This window comes from Xanthomonas sp. WCS2018Noco2-27 (genome assembly GCF_031843525.1).
Lineage (GTDB): Bacteria > Pseudomonadota > Gammaproteobacteria > Xanthomonadales > Xanthomonadaceae > Xanthomonas.
The window spans coordinates 1,137,273-1,155,926 of record NZ_JAVTIK010000001.1 but is presented as its reverse complement, the minus strand read 5'-3'; the positions used below and the strand labels follow the sequence as shown (position 1 = coordinate 1,155,926).

Here is an 18,654-nt window from a genome sequence, read left to right as displayed (position 1 = left end):
CCGGCGTATTTACCGTCGCCGGCCATGCCCGCGAAGGTCATCAGATCGGTTTCGCGGATCTGCGCCAGCATGAAGGCGCGCAGCGGCTGGGTGGTCAGGGTCCAGGCAGTGGAAAAATCGATCTGGTTGTTGAGGTACGGCTGCAGGCCGGCGCCCCACATCTTTTGCCACACCGGCATCATCACCAGGGCGGTCAGAAACATTGCCAGGCCCAGCAGCACCTGATTGGACGGGGTCTGGCCGGTACCCAGTGCCTGGCGCAGCAGGCCCAGCACGATGGTGATGCGGGTAAAGGCGGTGAGCACCAGCAGCATCGACGGCAGCAGGGTGATCGCCGTCATCAGCAGCAAGGTTTGCAGCGGCAGGCTCACCGGCTGGTCGCCGATGCGGCCGACGCTCACGTTCGGCAGGGTCGGTAATTGGTTGGAGCCGGGCGGCACCGCCGCCGGTGCGGCAGCGGGCGCGGCGGCCTGCGCCATCGACGGCAACGCGGCGGGCGTGGCGGCGGCCAGCAGCGGGCAGCTCATCACCAGCAGGATCAAGATCAGGCGCAGGCCGCGCCCCCAGCGATTCCAACAACTGAACATGTCACGGATCCTTGCGCAGCTTCTGAGCGAGCAGCTGGGCGAAATTGGGGAGTTGCTTGAAATTGGGCAGGGTGGGTGCAGGCGTGGGCGGCAGCGGTTCGGGCAAGGTGTGCAAGGTGCTGATGCCGCCGGCGGTGACACCCAGCAGCAGCTGCTGGCCGTTCACCTCCACCACCACCACGCGTTCCTTGGCACCCACCGCCAGGCTGGTCACCACGCGCAGGCCCTCGCTGTTGCGGAAACCGCTGCCGGGCATGCGCTTGAGCAACCAGCCCAGGCCGACGATCAGCGCGAGCACCAACAGCAATGCAAAGACCGCGCCAAACAGGCTGGGCGAGGATGGCGCGTGCGCGCCGACCTGGGTGGCCTTGGCCGCGACGGGCGCGGCGGCAGCCAGCAGGCCGATCACCGCAGCCTCCGGATCCGTTCGCTGGGGCTGACCACGTCGGTCAGGCGGATGCCGAAGCGGTCGTTGATCACCACCACTTCGCCATGCGCGATCAGGGTGCCGTTGACGTACACGTCCAGCGGTTCGCCGGCGCCGCGTTCCAGTTCCACCACCGAGCCCTGATTGAGCTGCAGCAGGTTGCGGATCGGGATGCGGGCGCGGCCCACTTCCAGCGATAGCGTCACCGGTACGTCCAGGATGACGTCCAGATTGAGGTCGGTGGCGTTGTGGTCGTGCTCGGCCTGCAGGTTGTCGAAAGTGGCGGGCGCGGCGTCGAGGATGTCGGAGTTCATCATTTGCTGGGGTCCTGGGATGGAACGGCACGCGGGGCTTGCACGCCGGGCGGGCGGACGGCGGTGATCTTCACGGCGTTGTTGCCGTTGGAGACCCCGAATTCACCGGTGAACATGGGGATTTCTTCCACGCACAGCGGTACCTGTGCGGGCAGATCGATCGGCAGGATGTCGCCGACCTTCAAACCGGTGAGCTGGCGCAGGCTCATTCGCTTACTGGCCAGCACGCTCGACAGCGTCACCTCGGCGGTGTTGAGCTGCTCGCGCAGCATCACGTTCCAGGAGTCGTCGCGGTCGTTGCGGTCGCTCTGGATGCCGGCATCGAGCAGCTCGCGGATCGGTTCCAGCATCGAATACGGCAGGGTGATGTGGATCTCGCCACCGCCACCTTCCAGCTCCACATGGAAGCGGCACACCACCACGTACTCGCGCGGGGTGACGATGTTGGCGAAGTGCGGGTTGATCTCGGAGTTGATGTACTCGAAGTCCACCTCCATCACCGGCGCCCAGGCTTCCTTCAGATCGGCAAAGGTCTGCTTGAGCATCAGCTGGATCACGCGCATCTCGGTGGCGGTGAATTCGCGCCCTTCGATCCGGGTGTGGAAGCGGCCATCGCCACCGAAGAAGTTATCCACCACGGTGAAAACCAGCGTGGGTTCGAACACGATCAGGCCGGTGCCGCGCAGCGGTTTGAAGCGGATCAGGTTGAGGTTGGTCGGCACGTACAGCGAGTGCATGTACTCGTTGAACTTGACCAGGTCGATGCCGCGCACCGACAGGTCGGCCGAGCGCCGGATCAGGTTGAACAGACCGATGCGCCACAGCCGCGCAAAGCGCTCGTTGACCATCTCCAGGGTCGGCATGCGCCCACGGATGATGCGGTCCTGGCTGGACAGATCATATTGCCGCGCCTCGCCGGGCAACGGCTCCGGCTCGGTATTGACCGCTCCGGAATCCACGCCATGCAGCAGGGCATCGATCTCGTCCTGGGAAAGCAGATCACTGACGCTCATGGGCAGGCCTTACTGGGTAACGAAACTGGTGAACAGCAATTCTTCGACGCACTTCTTGCCGGTTTCGCTGGTCATGACCTTTTGCGCCTCGGTCAGCGCGGCCTTCTGCAGCTTCTGCTTGCCGGGCAGATCGGCCACATCGGTGGCCTTGGTCTGCGACAGCAGCATCAACAGGTGTGCGCGGATGGCCGGCGCGTTTTCGGTGATGAGCTTGAGTTCTTCCGGGTCGCGGGTAACCAGCTGCACTTCGACCTGCAGGTACTGCGGGCCGTCGCCGGGGTCGGCCAGGTTGACCACGATCGCCGGGTCCATCGGAAAATACTGTGCCGGCTTGGGCACTTCGGCGACCTTGGGCGCGGCGTGCTTGCCGCCTTTTTCATCGCCCTTGTGGCCGAGAAAGAACCACGCGCCGCCGCCGGCCGCGGCCAGCACGACCACGCCGATGGCGATCAGCAGAAGAGGCTTTTTGCCGCCTTTCTTCTTCTCGTCTTTCTCTTCGGTCTTTTCGGTCTTTTCAGGTTTCTTGGCCGCTGCCACGTTCTGCTCCAGGAGAATGCTCACTCAATGGATGCAATTGGCATGCCAAAACCGCGACGGTTTCCTGGCACTGCAGGCACGCGTGCACAAAAACCCCCACGAGCCTTGCGCCGCGTGGGGGTTGGGATGGCCGCAGCGTCGGTGCGACACGCGTTTGTGCAGCGCGCCGGGTGAATCCGGCGCGGTGGTTCAGGCGTAGGCGTCCAGCAATCCACGCTGGCGTAACACCACCGACGGAATTCCGACGGGCGGGCTGTCGTCCAGGGTGAGGCCGTTGCCATCGCGCCCACCGCCGTTGCGGTTGCCGGTCTGGCTCTGCTGTTGCTGGCTGACATCGGCCTGGCCCAGCTGGAAACCGTTCTGGCCGAGCATTTCGCGTAGCCGCGGCAGGCTCTGTTCCAAGGCCTGACGGGTGTCGGCGTTGGCGGCGGTGAAGCTGGCGTTGACCTTGTCGCCGTCCAGATGCAGACGCACCTCGACCGGGCCCATCTCGTTCGGGGTGACCTTGATGTGCGCGTGGCCGATCTTTTGGTCGGCCAGCCAGCTCAGGCGGGCGCCGATGGCATCGTCGAAGGTGTCGCTGCCCATCTCCGGGGTCGGGGTGGGCGAGGCGGCGAAGATCGGCGCCGGGTCCTGCAGGCGGGTAAGCGTAGGCGCGGCGGTCGGCAACACAAACGCCGGAGCATCCGGCGCGTCCGTTGCGGCGGTGTCGTCGGCCGGGTCCAGCGCCTTGACCGCCATGCTCATCAGCGCGGCGGCTTGCGCATCGCCGCTGACTGCCGTGGTCGAGGTGGGCTTGGCGCCTGCGGCGGCAGCCGGCGCGAGCGCACCCAGGGCGGGCAGGGCGCTCGCGGCGGTTGCGGCAGCAGTCGCTGTGGGTGCGGTGGCGTCGGTCGGCAGTGCGGTTGCGGTCGGCGTGGCGCCGGCCGCATTGGCAATACTGGCGGCCAGTGCGGCGGCAGCGGCGGCGAGCACATCGCCGCCCGGTACCGCCTGGGCCAGCAGGCTCATGCCAAAACCGCCGAGCCCCGCTGGCGGCCAGCCGGCCTCGGTCGGCGCAGCGGCATCGGTGGGGGCGTCCTTGCTGTCCTTGCTGGCGGTTGCGCTCTTGCCGGTTGCGGTGGCGGTAGTGCTGTCCTTGGCCGTCGGTTCCTTGGCGGGCTGCGCAGACTTGGTATCGCCGTCCTGGGCGCGCGGGCGCTTGGTCGCATCGCCGGGCGCGTCATCGTTTTGTTCGTCGTCGCCGCGGTTCTTGTCGGGCTGGCTGGATTTGGCCGCGGGCTGCTTGGCCGGCACGCGCTCGGGCGCCTGCTGCGGAGCGTGGTTGGGCGTATTGGCCGGATTGAGCATGCGCGCAAACTGGTCCTGCGCCGGGTCCTGTTCGGACGACGGGTCGCTGTAGCTGGACTTCTTGCCAGTGCTGGCAAGCGCGCCAAGGCCGGCGGCAAACGCGGACAGGGGGTTCATACGGATTCTCCGTGAGTATCTTCGGCCCGCGCCAGGCGCGAGCGGCGTGCGCCAAGATCGTCCATCTCGCGCTGGTCGCGACGTTCGATCACTTTGTTTTCCTGGGCGCGGTAGCTGGCGGCCAGTTGCTCCAGCACCTGTTTCTCGCGGCTGGCCAGCAGCAGGCGGGTGCGCTCGGATTCGACCTTGGCGATATTGCTTTCCACGGTCTGGGCCTGCTGCAGCACGGCGCTGTCGAGCCGATCCAGAAAGGCGCGGCGGTTACTCAGCGCCACCGCACTGGTGCCGGCCATCTGGCTGTTGGCGTATTCCTCGGCGTAGCGGCGCAGTTCTTCCAGGCGCGACTGATGGGTCTCCAGGGTGCGCTGGCGCTCGGCCAGATCGCGGGCGACCTTGTCTTCCTGTTCCTGTGCCCGCCGTAGCAGGGGATCGATTCGCTTGGACTGCATCATGGATTAATTCTCGGGTTCCACCAGCTGCTGCAGCGCGGACAGGCTATCGCTCAGCAGCGATGCCTTGTGGACGTCCTGGCCAAGGAATTCGACGATCTCCGGCCAGCGCGCCAATGCTTCGTCGGTGGCCGGGTCGCTGCCGCGCTGGTAGGCGCCGATGGCGATCAGGTCGCGGTTGGCGGTGTAGGCAGAGAGCAGGCGCTTGAGCTTGCGGATACGCAGGCGCCAGGGTTCGTCGGCGATGTCCTGCACCACGCGGCTGACCGACGATTCCAGGTCGATGGCCGGGTACAGGCCGCTGTCGGCAACCCGACGCGAGAGCAGGATATGGCCGTCCAGAATGGCGCGGGCGGCGTCGGCAATCGGGTCCTGCGGGTCGTCGCCTTCGGTCAGCACGGTATAGAACGCGGTAATCGAGCCGCGGCCCTTGGCGCCGTTGCCGGCACGTTCCACCAGCGCCGGCAATTTGGCGAACACCGACGGCGGGTAGCCGCGGGTGGTGGGCGGCTCACCGACCGACAGGCCGATCTCGCGCTGCGCCTGGGCGAAGCGGGTCAGCGAATCCATCAGCAACAATACGTTCAAGCCCTGATCGCGGAACCATTCGGCAATCGCCGTGGCGCGGTAGGCGCCATGCAGGCGCGCCAGCGGCGGGCGGTCGGCCGGGGCGGCCACGACCACGGCGCGGCGCAGGCCTTCTTCGCCCAGGGTGGTTTCGACGAAATCGCGTACTTCGCGGCCACGTTCGCCGATCAGGCCGACCACGATGACGTCGGCCGAGGTGAAGCGGGTCATCATGCCCAGCAGCGTCGATTTACCGACACCGGAGCCGGCGAACAGGCCCACGCGCTGACCACGGCCGATCGGCAGCATGGCGTTGATGGCGCGCACGCCCACATCCAGCGAGGTGGTGATTGGTTCGCGCGCCAGCGGGTTGATCGACATGCCGGCCATGCTGACGCTGCCTTCGCCGCGGATCGGGCCTTTGCCGTCCAGCGGGGTGCCATCGCTGTCGATGACGCGGCCGAGCAGGCCTTCGCCCACTTCCACGCCACCGCGGCGCCGCGAGGGCACCACGCGGGCGTTGGGCAGCAGGCCGTGCAGTTCGGCGCTGGGCATCAGATAGGTACGTTCGCCGGCAAAGCCGACCACTTCGGCATCCACCCAGCCGCCATCGACTTCGACCTTGCAGGTGGCGCCCATCGGCGCTTCGCAGCCGGTGGCTTCCAGGGTCAGGCCGACGGCGCGGCGCAGGATGCCTTCGCGGATCAACGTGCGGCCGGCGGTGGGTTCCAGACCAAGCGTGCCCAGCCGGGTGGCCAGGCGCAGATTGCGTGCATCCAGCCAATCGGCCGGGGTGGCGCCGAACAGGGCGCTCACAGGCCCGCTCCGGATTTGCGCATGACTGTCTCCAGCGCGGCCCGCAGGCGCGCTTCCAGGGTGCCGTCCACGCGTACGCTTTCGGCGTGCACGCGCAGGTCGCCGCGGCTCAGGCTCATGTCCGGGGCCACGCGGGTGGTGCTGCTGGGCGCCAGATGCGGCAGCAGCGCGGTGATGTCGTCCGGGTGCAGGCGCACTTCGACCTCGCGGCCGGCGCCGCCGACCGCATCCACGGCTTCGCCGACCAGGTCGGCCAGCAGTTGCGGTTCGACCTGGTAGGCACGCCCGACCAGCTGACCGGCGATGCGCACGGCCAGCTCGCCGAGCGCGCCGACCACTTCGTTTTCCAGTCGCGCCAGCGGGCGGGTGAAGTTGTCCAGGATGCCGTCGATCTGCGCGGTCAAACGGCGCACCTCGGACTGGCCCTGGGCAAAGCCTTCGGCATGGCCGCGGGCAAAGCCTTCCTGCTGGGCGGCGTCTTCGATGGCCTGGATTTCTTCCAGGGTCGGCGGGCGCAGCACCGGCTCGTACACGGCCGGTTCGTCGAACTCCGGTTCCGGCGCGGCCAGGGCCATGTGCAGGTCGGGGGCCAGCCAGCGGGTGACCACGTCGTTCATACCATGGCCTCCGCACCGGCGCCGCCGAGGCTGATGGCGCCTTCGTCAGCCAGACGGCGGACGATGGTGAGGATTTCCTTCTGCGCCGCTTCCACGTCGGCCAGGCGCACCGGGCCACGCGCTTCCATGTCTTCGATCAGGATCTCGGCAGCGCGCTGGGACATGTTGCGGGTGATCTTTTCGCGCACCTTGGTGTCGGCACCGCGCAGGGCCAGGCCCAGGCGCTCGCCGGAGACTTCGCGCAACAGCGTCTGCAGGCCGCGGTCGTCCAGGTCCACCAGGTTGTCGAACACGAACATCAGGTCCTGGATCTTGCTGGCCAGGTCGGCGTCGATCTTGCCGATCTCGCCCAGCACGCCTTGCTCCGGGCCGGTGTCCAGAAAGTTGAGGATGTTGGCCGCCACCTTGATGCCGCCCACGTTGGACGACTTCAGGTTCTGGTTGCCGGCAAATTGGCGCTCCATGATGTCGTTGAGCTCGCTCAGCGCATTCGGCGGAATGCCGTCCAGGGTGGCGATGCGCAGCAGCACGTCGGCGCGGGTGCGCTCGGGCAGCAGCTTCAGCGCCTCTGCGGCCTGGTCGCTATCCAGATGCGCCATCACGATGGCGATGATCTGCGGGTGTTCGTTGCGCACCAGGTCGGCGACCGCGCGCGGGTCCATCCATTTCAGGGTATCCAGGCCGGTGGTGTTGCGGCCCAGCAGGATGCGGTCGATCAGGCCGCCGGCCTTGTCGGCGCCCAGCGCCTGGATCAGCACGTTACGGATGTAGTCGTCGGCACCCACGCCCAGCGAGGTCTTGCCGGCCAGTTCGCCGTTGAAGTCGTCCATCACCTTCTCGACCTGATCGCGCGAAATGCCGGTCATGGTGGCCATGGCGATGCCGATCTTCTGCACTTCCTTGGGGTCCATGTGCTTGAGCACTTCGGCAGCATCGCTTTCACCCAGCGACAGCAACAGCACCGCGGCGCGCTGCACTCCAGTCATCGGTTGTGTTTCAGGCTTCACTGGCGACCCATCCCTTTACGACTTGTGCGACACGTTTTGAATCGGCTTTGACTGCTTCGCGCGCCACGCGCATGCGCTCTTCGTAGGCATCCGGCAGGGCGATCGGGGTCTTGCGTTCCTGACCGATCTGCGCGGTGTCTTCTTCCAGGCCGGGCATCAGGTCGTTGTCTTCGTTGACCATCCGCACGTCGGCGCTCTGTGGAGTGCCATCGTTGCCGCCCTTGCGGTGTTTTTCCTTGATCGCGGTCACGCCGGTGAGTTGACGCAGGGTGGGGCGTACCACGCCGAACAGCAGCGCCAGCACCACCACCGCACCGACCAGCAGGCGCAGACCGTTCTGCACGCGCGGGTCTTCCCACCACTTGGGGCCTTCCTCGCCCGCAACCGCTTCCCGCACAAACGGGGCATTCATCACCGACACCGTGTCGCCACGTGCCGCATCAAAGCCTACCGCCTGCTTGACCAGGCCCTCGATGCGGGTGAGCTCGGCGGCGGTGAGCGGCTGCTCGACCATCTTGCCCTTGGCACCGGGGCGCGGGACGTTGTCCAGCAGCACCGCCACCGACACCCGCTTGATGCGGCCGGCCGGCTGACGGGTGTGTTGCAAGGTTCGGTCCAATTCGTAATTGCGGGTGGCGCTCTTGGAACTTTCGGTCGGTGCGGCCGGCGCTGCGGCCTGGCCGTTGGCGGCGGCCGGGGTGCCCGGCGCACCGGCGACGGCCGGAGCCGGCGGCTGGCCGGGGCTGTTGCTGGTGGCGCCCGGAGGACCCTGCGGGCCGGTGGCGCTGGTGCTGCTGTCGCTGACCTGCTCGCTGCGCAGCTTGGCCGGCTCGCCGTTATAGAGCTCGCGCGCTTCTTCGACCACCGAGAAGTCCATATCCACGCTGACTTCCGGGTTGACCCGGCCCGGGCCGGTCATCGGTTCCAGCAACTCGCGGATGCGCTGGTTATAGGAGCTTTCCTGGCGACGCACCTGTTCGAACTGGGCGGCGTGCTGGGCGGCGTCGCTGTTGGGGTCGGCAATGGAGAGCATGCGGCCGCTCTGGTCGACCACGGTCACCCGCTCCGGGGTCATGTCCGGGATGCTGGACGCCACCAAATTGACGATGGCATCTACCTGGTTGCGCTCCAGGCCTTGGCCACCGCGCAACTCCAGCACCACCGAGGCGCTGGCGACGTCACGCTGACGGGTGAAGGCGCTGGGCTTGGGAATGGCCAGATGCACCCGCGCCTCGCGTACCGGACGCAGGGTGCTGATGGTGCGCGAGAGTTCGGTTTCCAGCGCGTGCTGGTAGCGGGCGTTTTCCACGAACTGGCTGACGCCGAAGCCCGGGTCCTTTTCCATCAGCTCGAAACCGCCGCCGGTCTCCTTACCGGTCAGGCCGGAGCCGGCCAGCTTCAGGCGCGCGTCGTACAGACGGTCCTGCGGTACCGAGATGGCGCCGGTGCCCTGGTCGATCTTGAACGGGATCTGCGCGGTGCGCAGCAGGTCGGCCGCCTCGGCATTGCCCTTTTCGTCCAGGCCGGTGTACAGCGACTGATAGCCCGGCTGCTGCGACCAGAAAAACACCGCCAGGCCGGCACCCACCGCCAGGGCGATCATCGCCATCATGGTCAGCTTGCGGGTGATCTGCAGGCTACGGACACGGTCGAACCACTGGCCCGCCTTTTCGGCGTTCTGGTTCATGTTTTCTCTGCTGATTGCGAGTGCCATGGGTGTTCGACCTTTACAGCGGCATGTTCATGACGTCCTGATAAGCCTGGACGAGACGGTTGCGGACTTCGACAGTGGCGCGGAAGGCCACCTGTGATTGCTGGGAGGCGACCATGACCCGTGCCAGATCGGCACTGGGGTCGCCCATTTCGAATGCTTTGGCCAGCGCGCCGGACTTCTGCTGGGCCTCGTTGACGCCGCCGATGGCGCCGCGCAAGGTCTCGCTGAAGCTGGGCGCCTGGGTTGCCGGCGTTCCCTGTGCGCCAGCCAATCCCTGGATCTGATTGCCGCGCGCCGCATCGCCCACCGCACCCATCGGGCCTTGGCCCATCTGAGTCTGGTAGCTGCGGATCTGCGAAAGAATCGAGGTAACGGAGTCGCTCATGGGTGCGGTCAGCCAGGGAGGCATCCACACCAATGCAAGCGGCGTGCCGAAATCGCGCCGGGATTCCGGCACGGGGCATTCCTGTCGCGCCTGTCGGCGGGAACGTTGCAGCGAGATCGCCCCCATCCGCCCTTCGGGCACCTTCCCCCGCAAGCGAGGGAAGGGAGCTGCTGGGCGATCAGTTGCAGTGCAACCGACCAGTTGCGCGCAGCCAACCAGTCGCGTGCAGCCAACTAGTCGCGTGCAATCGACCAGTCGCGTGCAGCCAGGCTTTCCCTTCTCCCGCTGGCGGGAGAAGGTGGCGCGCAGCGCCGGATGAGGGCACACGTCAACTGCCACGCGGCTGCAGGCAGAGCAACGCGCGGCGCCGGAGTGTGGACGCACGCCCCTTATCCGCCCTTTGGGCACCTTCCCCCGCAAGTGGGGGAGGAGCCGGTAGGCGACCAGTTGCAGTGCAACCGACCAGTCGCGCGCAGCCAACCAGTCGCGTGCAACCGACCAGTTGCGTGCAGCCAGGCTTTCCCTTCTCCCGCTGGCGGGAGAAGGTGGCGCGCAGCGCCGGATGAGGGCACCACCGTCAATTCACACACAGCCACGCATCCGTTTCAACGCAAGCGGGAGAACGCTGAAGCAGCGTCCCCGCGCTAGTTCGGCAACCAGGCGGCTCGCCAGGTGTCCAGATGGCTGCCGCTCAACATCCAGTCGCGGCACACTGCCTCGCGCAATGCTGCGCCTTTCGCTGCTGAAGCGGCCGGGTCGGCCAGGTGCTCGCGGATGGCACCGATCCAGTCGCGGTAGCGGTTTTTCACCAGCGTCACCGGCAGGTTGCCCTGGTAGCAACGCACGTCGCTGGCGATCACCGGATAACCGCAGGCGCCGTACTCCAAGAGTCGCAGATTACTTTTGCACTCGTTGAACAGGTTTTGCTCCACCGGTGCCAGCGCCAGATCCAGATCCAGCGCGGCCAGCGCGGCCGGGTAGTGATCGATCGGCACGCCGGGCTGGAACTGGTGCACATGCTGGCGCAGCGCGAACGGGTACATCCCCATGAACACCCATTCGACCTCGTCGGCCAGCTCGCGCACCACATCGGCGATCAGTTCCAGGTCGCCGGTATGGCTGGCGCCGCCGGCCCAACCGATCCGCGGCTTGCCGCCGTGGCGGACGTTGCGCTCCGGCAACGCCGCCCACCAATGCGGCGGCAGGCGGTTTTCGGCCACGCGGATATCGCTGTGCAGCCCGGCAAACGCTTCGGCCAGCGCAGGCGTTGACACCACAAAGCGGTCCACCAGGCCCAGCCCGCGCCGCACGGTCTTGAGAATGTCCTTGGGCATCTGCGCGCGATGGGTATTTTTCAGCGGCAGGTTGGGCAGGTAATCGTCCAGCTCGTAGACCTTGAACGCACGCGACAACGCCTTCATGCGCCGCATCGCCTCCAGCCGCGCTTCGCCCACCTGGCGTTGCAGGATCACCACGTCGGGATCCTGACGCGCCAGCTCGCTGATCTCCAGATAGCCGTTGAACAGCACGCCCTCGGCCAGCCCGGCCTCGCGCAGGGCGCGCAACGGCTGGATCACCCGGTAGTGTCCGCAGCCTTCGATATCGGCCGGCAGTGCGATCACGCTCGGTAGCGGCCGCCACGACTGCAACGGCCGCCAGCTGGCGCGCGGGTCGGCCAGCGCAAAGCCGGCGCCGGGGTCCAGCGAAAACCCCGGGTTGTAGGCCGGGTCGTTGGCCATCACCGGCAACCAACGCGCGTACATCGCCTCTTCGTCCAGCGCAGTGGCAGGCGTCTGCTCGGGTGGGTCGATCAACAGCTGCGCGCGCGCGGCAAACACATTCAGGTACCCGGCCTGGTGCAGGCGCAGGCACAGGTCGACATCGCTCCACTGCGCCAGTGCCGGCTCCAGCGCAAAGCCGCCTGCGTCGATAAATAGCTGGCGCGGCAGCATCAGGCACTCGCCGCTCAAGGCGGTGTAGTTCTGATCCAGCTGCAGGCGCTGCAGATAGCCGGATTCGTCGAAGGCACTGCCTTCGAACGCGCGCGCGGCCGGTGCCCCCAGGCCCAGCAGCAGACCGGCGTGATGCACGGTGCCGTCGCCGCGCAACAACTTGCCCGCCACCGCGCCCACCTCCGGGCGGAGTGCATGGTTGAGCAGTTGCTCCAGCCAATCGGCCTTCATCACCGCAGCGCCGGCCGACAGCCACAGCAGCACGTCCCCACGAGCATGCTCGGCGGCCGCGTTGCAGACCGCTTCACGCGCAGGCTCGGCGGCAAAGCGCAGCACGCGGATCTGCTGCATGCCCAGCGCTTCGATGCCGGCCAGCCAATCGCGCAGATCCGGTGCGCTGCTGGCGCGATCCAGCAGCAGCACTTCGTAATGCGGGTAGGTCGTGTTGGCCAGGATGCTTTCCAGGCAGCGCTGCACCTGCGGCAAACGGCCATCGACCAGCACCAGGATGCTGACCAGCGGCTGCTGGGCATGTTGGTAATCCACCGCATGCCGACCAGGGCCGGCACTGTGCACGCGCGCGTCCGCATACCCGCGCGCGGCCAGATGGCGGGCAATGGCATGTCGCGCGTCCGCATCGGTGTGCCGGGTCTGGGCCGCGGCCACCAACAAGGGCTCGGCGATGTGCTGCACGCAGGCCAGGCCGTAACGCTCGACCAAGCCAAGCTGATAGCCGAGTTCGAAGGCCTGCCCAAGGTCCGCCGGAAAACCGCCGTCGGCCACCAGGCTGCTGCGGCGGAACAGCCAGTGCCGCGACAGCGTGGACGGCGCACTCAACAGCCCATCCAGATACAGCGCCGGCCGCAACGCCAGCCCAAGCTGCGCTGTGTCCAGCGCGACCACTTCGTCCGCATAGACCGCCTGGCACTGCTCGGGCAGCTCGATCATGCCCAGCGCCAACATCGTCAGGCCGCTGGTCGTAAAGACACTGCCGGCATCCACCAGCACCACCCAATCGACATCCTGTTGCCTTGCAATGGCCTGGTTGAGTGAGGCCACCAGACCCGCCTCGCCAATCAATACCCCATGCTCGCCGTGCTCGGCCAGCTGGTGCGGTGCGCTGCTGACCACCCAGGTCTGCTGATGTCGATAGCAGGCCACCGCATCGATGCTGGCCTGGGTTGCGGCCACTGCGGCGGCATCGCCATCGCGGTCGATCAGCATCACTGCAATGCGTGGCCCGCCGGCCTGCGCCTGCAGGCGGGCATCGATCAACGCACGCTGCACATTGCTGGGGTGTCGCACGCCCAGCCAGGTGGCCGGCGACACCCGCTCGGCCATGCCGGCGCTTTGCATCAGCGCATTGACCAGATCCACCGACTTGAACACCCGCGCCTTGTGCGGGCTGAGCGGCGCAACCCGCACCTGCCGGTTGTCGCCGGTCTCGCGCCGCCAACCCAGCTGGCGGATGCCCTGGCGCAGATCCTCGTGGCCCTGGTCGCCGATGCCGGGCTGATTACGACCGGCCTGGCTGAACTGCGCGTTGGACACCCGAAAGTGCGTGAGCGGCCTGGACAGCAGCGCCAGGTTGCCGTGGCGCAGCAGCTTGACGTAGATCGCCAGGTCGCCGACCCAATGAATCGGCTTACCGTTCAACGACATCAAGTCGGCGCCCATGGCCAGCAGATCGGCGTGCCGACACAGCACGCAACTCGGCTCGCCGATGAAGTTGATGGTGTGGTCCGCCAGGAACGACACCAGCTCCGGCCCATCGATCAACGCATCGTCGGCAAACGGAAAGCAGGTGGCCAGGATGTCCGGCAACGGCGCACCGTCGTCGTCGATGCGCAACCGACGCGACGATGCCATCGCCGTGCCCGGATTGCGCTCGATCGCCGCCACCAACTGCTCAATGCAGTCCGGCTCAAGCACATCGTCGTCATGCAGGAACTTGACGTACTCGCCTTGTGCCAGGCCGATGCCCTTGAGGGTGCTGCCGAGTTCGCCTAGCCGCGACGGATTGCGGTGATAGCGGATCGGGAATGTGGCATCCGCTAGCCTGGGTTCCAGCAACGCCGCAATCGCGCCATCTCCGTTGTCGTCGCAGATCACCAGCTCCAGCGCCGTGTAGGTCTGCGCCAGTACGCTGTCCAGCGCCTGCTCAAAGTAGCGCGGCTTGTAGGTCGGCATGACGATGCTGACGAGGGTGGTGGAAGTCATGCAAAATTCACCATGTTCAAGGTTGGTGGGTGCCTGAGCAACAGACGAGACCGATTTGGCTTGAGATGCAAAATACATGCCTCGCGCGGCCTCCCGGCGGAGGTCATTCCCGCAGGAACAACCGCTTCGCGTGCGGATGCGTTTGGTGGGCTAAAAGTGTCGCGACGGCGCGATGTCGGTCGTGGAGTCTCCGGCCTATATCGATGCAACATTATGCGGCCGCTCCGGTCAGCAGTACTTGGCGAGTGAGCTTTGCCGGTGATACGGAGTGGTACTTCTATACACCCTGAGGCCTTAGTCTTAAGAACTCCTGGCTGCATGCGCCTAGTCGCACGTTGCGTCGCCTGCGAATTTATGGATGGATAAATTTTTGACGTTAAAGTGAGCTTCGTGTTAGGTTCATTTTTAACATTAGCTGAGTCTCAAATTCCATGTATCCATTCTTTTCTCACCAGCAACTCGTCAGAGAAATTTTTGAATTGCGGGATTCGCTTGCGAGACCGAACGGACTTTTTCCTGCCTGGTTCGATAAAACGCCGAAAGATTTTCTCGAGAATCAAAGATTTATTATATGCGGGTCGGGATGTAGGGCGGAAATTCGCGTCTTGGCTAGGTCTGCCAACGTCGTTGCGATTGTCGACGACTTCTTGCATGAACGTCAGGAACAAATATTTGGGATACCTGTCATCAGCTCGGATGCCTGGGTGGGGTTGGCTGCGGGTCGGTCGGATGTCGTTTCTTGTATACTGACACCAGGCGCAACGGGCTTTCAGCACTTCACTAAAATCGCTGATCAATGGGGCTTGCATACACTTCTTCCTCTGCAATTTCTGCAATTGCTCGAATCATGCAATGTTGATCGTAATGGTGAGGTTGGCAGATTCTTTTGGTATGGCTACGAATTCTTCAGCGCTGCCATCAAAGACCTTGATCGTCTTGTGGATGTTTCCAATAAACTGGTCGATGAATACTCGCGCTCTACATGGTTGTGTATACTTCTTTATCGTTTGACTTTGAATCCATTCTATCTCGAAGCGTGCGCGGTAGGTTTTGGTGGGAATGGCTCCAGCCTAAATGCCTACTCCACTAATCGTCAATTTTTGAGCTTCAGTGATCAAGAGGTATATGTGGATGGTGGCGCTTTTAACGGCGATACCATAGAGGGCTTCTTGCGCGCATGTAAAGGTCAGTTCAAGCGGATCCACTCTTTTGAACCATCCTCTAGTAATAACCAATTGATTCGGACGCGCCTTAATTTGCTGCAGGATCAATACCTCAAGCCTTTGGCCTCTTCTATCGTTCTGCATGAAAAAGGTTTATGGGATAGCAATGTAACCCTCAGGTTTAATCCAGGGCAAGTCGTTCCTGGCTTCGAAGCCTCTGGACCCATTCAGCCACAAACCGCTCACTTATTGGATTCCAACATTATTGGTCATATATATGAAAAATCACTTGAAGATAATGTATCGGTAACCGTGCCTGTTACGACCATTGACGATGCTACCGAAAGAACGGCAACATTTATCAAGTTGGAAATAGAGGGTTCCGAACTCAAGGCGCTGCATGGTGCGCGAGAAACAATTGAGAGAAATCGACCCAAAATGGCTATTTCTATCTATCACAAGCCTGAAGATCTGCTGACACTGACAGATTTTGTTAGCGAAACGGACAAGGGTTATATGCTTGGCTTTCGCCAGCACAATCGTCTATGCCCTGATGCAACGGTCTTATATTGTTTTTAGGGGGGCGCTGAGTAATCTGCGAGATTTCTCAATCCCAGTCTGCTGCGGGGGGCGTCGTGACGGCCCTATGCTTTTCAGAGAGTCCAATATTTTCGGGGATTCAGGAGAAGCTGAGTTGAATAGAGAGATTTGGCGGGCGTCAGTCATTGCTCTACCTCTCCAAGCCGCAAATTTTCCTGGCCTCACTCCGCCCAGGGCGGCGGTGCGGCACCGGCGACGGGCGATGCATACAAAACGAGGTCGTAGTAGTGGCCGGGAGAGTGTTGGCGTAGACGGAAGTGATAGTTATCCACCAATTTGTCCAGTTGTTCCACGATATCCAGTAAATCCTGGGCGTAGTGGTAGACACAAATAGCCATGCGGGGGCGCTGGGTACGGATAAGGTGAGATGCGCCTTCGAGTGCCCTGGCTTCAAACCCTTCGATGTCCAACTTCAGTAGCGTCAGCTTTTCCAACTCATCGTCCAGACGTGTACTAGTCACGGAGATTCCGCCATCCAGCGATACATGGCTGGCAACGGTGCCGGTCTCCTCGAAGCGCAGCGTCGTATGTTCGTTGGAGATGGCTTTTTTTATGGCCTTGAAATTGTATGGGGAAAGGGGGAGGGCGCTCGCGATACTCTCCAGTTTCTGGAAGTTGAGGCTATCGGGTTCAAAGGCGGTGATGCTTTCGTAGCGATAGCGGGATGCTTCTAGAAACTTATGGACGATGGGACCCTGGAAGGCACCGCCATCGCAAAAATGTTCATGCTGGCCTAGCTGGAATGTGCTGCTATCTGCGTATTTTGAAAAGTACTCGTTGATCGGCGTAGCCCAGCAGTCCAACAGGAGGCTGGAATCGTAGGTCAGGCGGAACAGTAGGTTGCTGTAGAGCGTTAAAACGCTGAAATCGTCGTCCAGTCTATCCGCAAAACGCAGAAATTCGTCCAGGCGCAAAAGCGTCCGCTGACGGTATACCTGGGCAGGTTCGTATACGGCGGCCAGCCCACAGTGCGCAACGGCCAGGCAGGCGTCTACCCTTTCAATGCCTGCTTGCTCGCAGAGCTTGCGGGCCAAGCCTGATTCTCCTGGAGCGCAAGAAAAATCGATGGCCAATGCCTGGGGATGCTGGGCCGCTTGTTCGATGAATTGGCGCAAACTCCAACGCGGCACCCCATGAACTGTGTCGCTGTCGCTTGATTGGTCATCAACGGCGGCAATGATATGGCTTGGGTGCTGGACGATCTGTGGGCCATAAATATTGCCAATGCCCGAGCGTGGTTGGAGCAGAAAGAGAGGACGCTGCTCGAAACGTGGGATCAGCGGATCCAAGGAAGGCGCAATGCTCAGTTGCTCAATGCCCGCGCTGGTGCAGAGGTCATCTGCAAACGCCCGTCCGCGCGCGCTGCAAGAGAAATCGATAGCGATCGCATCGGCATACTGCCCCGCCTTGGCAAGAAACTCCTGACTGCTCCAGCGCGGCGCGCCATGAATGCGGTCCAGGTGGATGCTTTGGTCATCAATTGCGGCAACAACATGGTGCAGGTCGGCAACGACCCTGGGACCATGCACTATGCCTGCATAGGACTCGGGGGCGATGAGGAATACGGGGCGGTTGGCAATTGCGGGTAGGCGCGCAATGACATCCTCGAGTGCAGGGTGCTCCTGCTCCGCAATACGTAGAATCCGTTGGCGAAGCTGCTCATTTCTCGAGTTCATGAACGTCATCTCTCGTATCTATAAAGGGGGTGTCGTGCCAGCGTCGAAGTAGGTCTTGGCAGGCACGTCCTCGCTGTAGACACGCGGTCAGCCAAGTTCGCAGCTTCGTTCCCCTTTGACGCCCCCGCGCACGATGGCGCCGGTCCGCAGGACGGTTGCCAAAGCGTGCTAGCTGCTAGCGCAGGTGCCGGCGTAGGTCGTCCCAGTCCAGCAGGTCGGTGGCCACACCGCGCGCGGCCAGTAGGTCTGAGTACTGATGTAAATCGTAGGACAACGCTGTCCGAAGCGAGTCGAACTTCGCTGCGTCGAAGTCGGGGTCCTGCTCATCGAAGGGCAGGTCGCGGCTGGAAAAGCCAAACGTTACGTCATCCGTCTCAGGTACCTCGCCGATCAGCCTTAACAGGAACTTCGCGCGGTTCGCCTCCTCTTTCAGCTTGTCGAGTGAGACCAGGATCAGGTCTTCCGGGCGGTACCGATCGAGAAAGCTCTTAATGCCGGTGTAGTAGAAGCTCGACACCAGGACAGACATGAAGGGAAAGCTCCGGCGAGTCATCACGAACGCTGCTTCGTAGTCCAGCCGGCTTGCGAAGTCTCCTAGTCGGAGTCTATCGATTTCGGCATCGAAATGATGCTCTACGTAACCAGAGGAAACTCGGGGGAACATGCGTATGTGAAGGTTCTTCTGTTCCTGGTAGATAGTGGACGCGGTGATCTTTGGCAGTCGCGTCCCATCCCGGGTCGTGGTGGTTCTAGAGGTCTTCAGGTAACTGTCGGAAAGCGCCAGCGACTCGTTCTCCTGGAGGGCGTTGATCTTCTTCATGCGGTAGGAGCTCCAGGTCCGCTCGAAGGGATTGCGCAGGCATAGCACGATCCGGGTGCCATGTTCGGGTAGCCGCGAGATCGCATAAGGGCTGTGGGAGTAGCCGACGCTTGCATCCAGCCAAGGCAGTTGCGCCGGTGCGGGCAGTTGCGGCTGTGTGCCCGGAATCAGGTAGCCATGCGGTTCCTTGATGTCCTCGACCAGATATTGTGCGATCCCGTTTCCGGTCAGCCAGCCGGCGAGGGGCGTGGTCCCGCATTTCTCCATGCCGGAGAGGAATATGTAGTTGGTTTTCATTTTGCGATAGCCGTGCAGCCCGGCTC

16 protein-coding genes and 1 pseudogene are annotated in these 18,654 nt (G+C 63.6%); 1 reads left to right on the top strand and 16 read right to left on the bottom strand.

Translation table 11 applies throughout. From position 1 onward, the window contains the following. The 13 genes from RQH86_RS05060 to RQH86_RS05000 form a co-directional block, all read right to left on the bottom strand. A partial coding sequence (locus RQH86_RS05060; RefSeq protein WP_311260725.1) for a flagellar biosynthetic protein FliP occupies positions 1 to 587 on the bottom strand: 587 nt, incomplete at its 3' end. A 1-nt stretch (position 588) separates the two neighbouring features. Next, complete coding sequence (gene fliO / locus RQH86_RS05055; RefSeq protein WP_055854519.1) at positions 589 to 996, bottom strand: flagellar biosynthetic protein FliO; 408 nt, start codon at positions 994 to 996, stop codon at positions 589 to 591. After that, a complete protein-coding gene (fliN, locus tag RQH86_RS05050; RefSeq protein WP_055854516.1) occupies positions 993 to 1,331 on the bottom strand; it encodes a flagellar motor switch protein FliN in 339 nt (112 codons plus the stop codon). Before fliN ends, fliO begins: the two co-directional genes overlap by 4 nt. After that, a complete protein-coding gene (gene fliM, locus RQH86_RS05045) occupies positions 1,328 to 2,341 on the bottom strand; it encodes a flagellar motor switch protein FliM (protein WP_005996003.1) in 1,014 nt (337 codons plus the stop codon). The genes fliN and fliM overlap by 4 nt, the downstream gene beginning before the upstream one ends. A gap of 9 nt (positions 2,342 to 2,350) precedes the next feature. Beyond that, entirely contained in the window at positions 2,351 to 2,902 is a 552-nt protein-coding gene (locus tag RQH86_RS05040; protein ID WP_193552442.1) for a flagellar basal body-associated FliL family protein, read from the bottom strand. Between the two features lie 165 nt (positions 2,903 to 3,067). Next, positions 3,068 to 4,345 (bottom strand): flagellar hook-length control protein FliK, encoded by a 1,278-nt coding sequence (locus RQH86_RS05035; RefSeq protein ID WP_311240101.1) that lies wholly within the window; start codon positions 4,343 to 4,345, stop codon positions 3,068 to 3,070. Further along, entirely contained in the window at positions 4,342 to 4,797 is a 456-nt protein-coding gene (fliJ, locus tag RQH86_RS05030) for a flagellar export protein FliJ (protein ID WP_115512919.1), read from the bottom strand. The genes RQH86_RS05035 and fliJ overlap by 4 nt, the downstream gene beginning before the upstream one ends. Before the next feature lie 3 nt (positions 4,798 to 4,800). Then, on the bottom strand, positions 4,801 to 6,177 hold the full coding sequence (gene fliI, locus RQH86_RS05025; RefSeq protein ID WP_005997126.1) for a flagellar protein export ATPase FliI: 1,377 nt from the start codon (positions 6,175 to 6,177) through the stop codon (positions 4,801 to 4,803). Beyond that, on the bottom strand, positions 6,174 to 6,794 hold the full coding sequence (locus RQH86_RS05020; protein WP_055854509.1) for a FliH/SctL family protein: 621 nt from the start codon (positions 6,792 to 6,794) through the stop codon (positions 6,174 to 6,176). Before RQH86_RS05020 ends, fliI begins: the two co-directional genes overlap by 4 nt. Further along, the gene (gene fliG, locus RQH86_RS05015) at positions 6,791 to 7,780 is read right to left on the bottom strand and encodes a flagellar motor switch protein FliG (protein ID WP_055854507.1); all 990 of its coding nucleotides are present in this window, start codon (positions 7,778 to 7,780) and stop codon (positions 6,791 to 6,793) included. Before fliG ends, RQH86_RS05020 begins: the two co-directional genes overlap by 4 nt. A 10-nt stretch (positions 7,781 to 7,790) precedes the next feature. Beyond that, complete coding sequence (fliF, locus tag RQH86_RS05010; RefSeq protein WP_055854505.1) at positions 7,791 to 9,515, bottom strand: flagellar basal-body MS-ring/collar protein FliF; 1,725 nt, start codon at positions 9,513 to 9,515, stop codon at positions 7,791 to 7,793. Between the two features lie 13 nt (positions 9,516 to 9,528). Continuing rightward, entirely contained in the window at positions 9,529 to 9,900 is a 372-nt protein-coding gene (gene fliE, locus RQH86_RS05005) for a flagellar hook-basal body complex protein FliE (protein WP_055854604.1), read from the bottom strand. Between the two features lie 644 nt (positions 9,901 to 10,544). Continuing rightward, entirely contained in the window at positions 10,545 to 14,042 is a 3,498-nt protein-coding gene (locus RQH86_RS05000) for a glycosyltransferase (protein ID WP_311240116.1), read from the bottom strand. A 461-nt stretch (positions 14,043 to 14,503) separates the two neighbouring features. Here RQH86_RS05000 and RQH86_RS04995 point away from each other — a divergent pair, with 461 nt between their 5' ends. Then, the gene (locus RQH86_RS04995) at positions 14,504 to 15,814 is read left to right on the top strand and encodes an FkbM family methyltransferase (RefSeq protein WP_311240102.1); all 1,311 of its coding nucleotides are present in this window, start codon (positions 14,504 to 14,506) and stop codon (positions 15,812 to 15,814) included. Positions 15,815 to 15,996: 182 nt separating this feature from the next. On the opposite strand, the gene RQH86_RS04990 is transcribed toward RQH86_RS04995, so the two are convergent. The 3 genes and pseudogenes from RQH86_RS04990 to RQH86_RS04980 all read right to left on the bottom strand — a co-directional run bounded on the left by RQH86_RS04990 (position 15,997) and on the right by RQH86_RS04980 (position 18,628). Continuing rightward, a complete protein-coding gene (locus RQH86_RS04990) occupies positions 15,997 to 17,520 on the bottom strand; it encodes an FkbM family methyltransferase (protein ID WP_311240103.1) in 1,524 nt (507 codons plus the stop codon). 81 nt (positions 17,521 to 17,601) lie between these two features. After that, positions 17,602 to 17,667: pseudogene (locus tag RQH86_RS04985) on the bottom strand (UDP-3-O-(3-hydroxymyristoyl)glucosamine N-acyltransferase); the annotation flags it as partial. Between the two features lie 19 nt (positions 17,668 to 17,686). Further along, positions 17,687 to 18,628: a hypothetical protein gene (locus RQH86_RS04980; RefSeq protein WP_311240104.1), complete on the bottom strand. Its 942-nt coding sequence runs from the start codon at positions 18,626 to 18,628 to the stop codon at positions 17,687 to 17,689. Between the last annotated feature and the right edge of the window lie 26 nt (positions 18,629 to 18,654).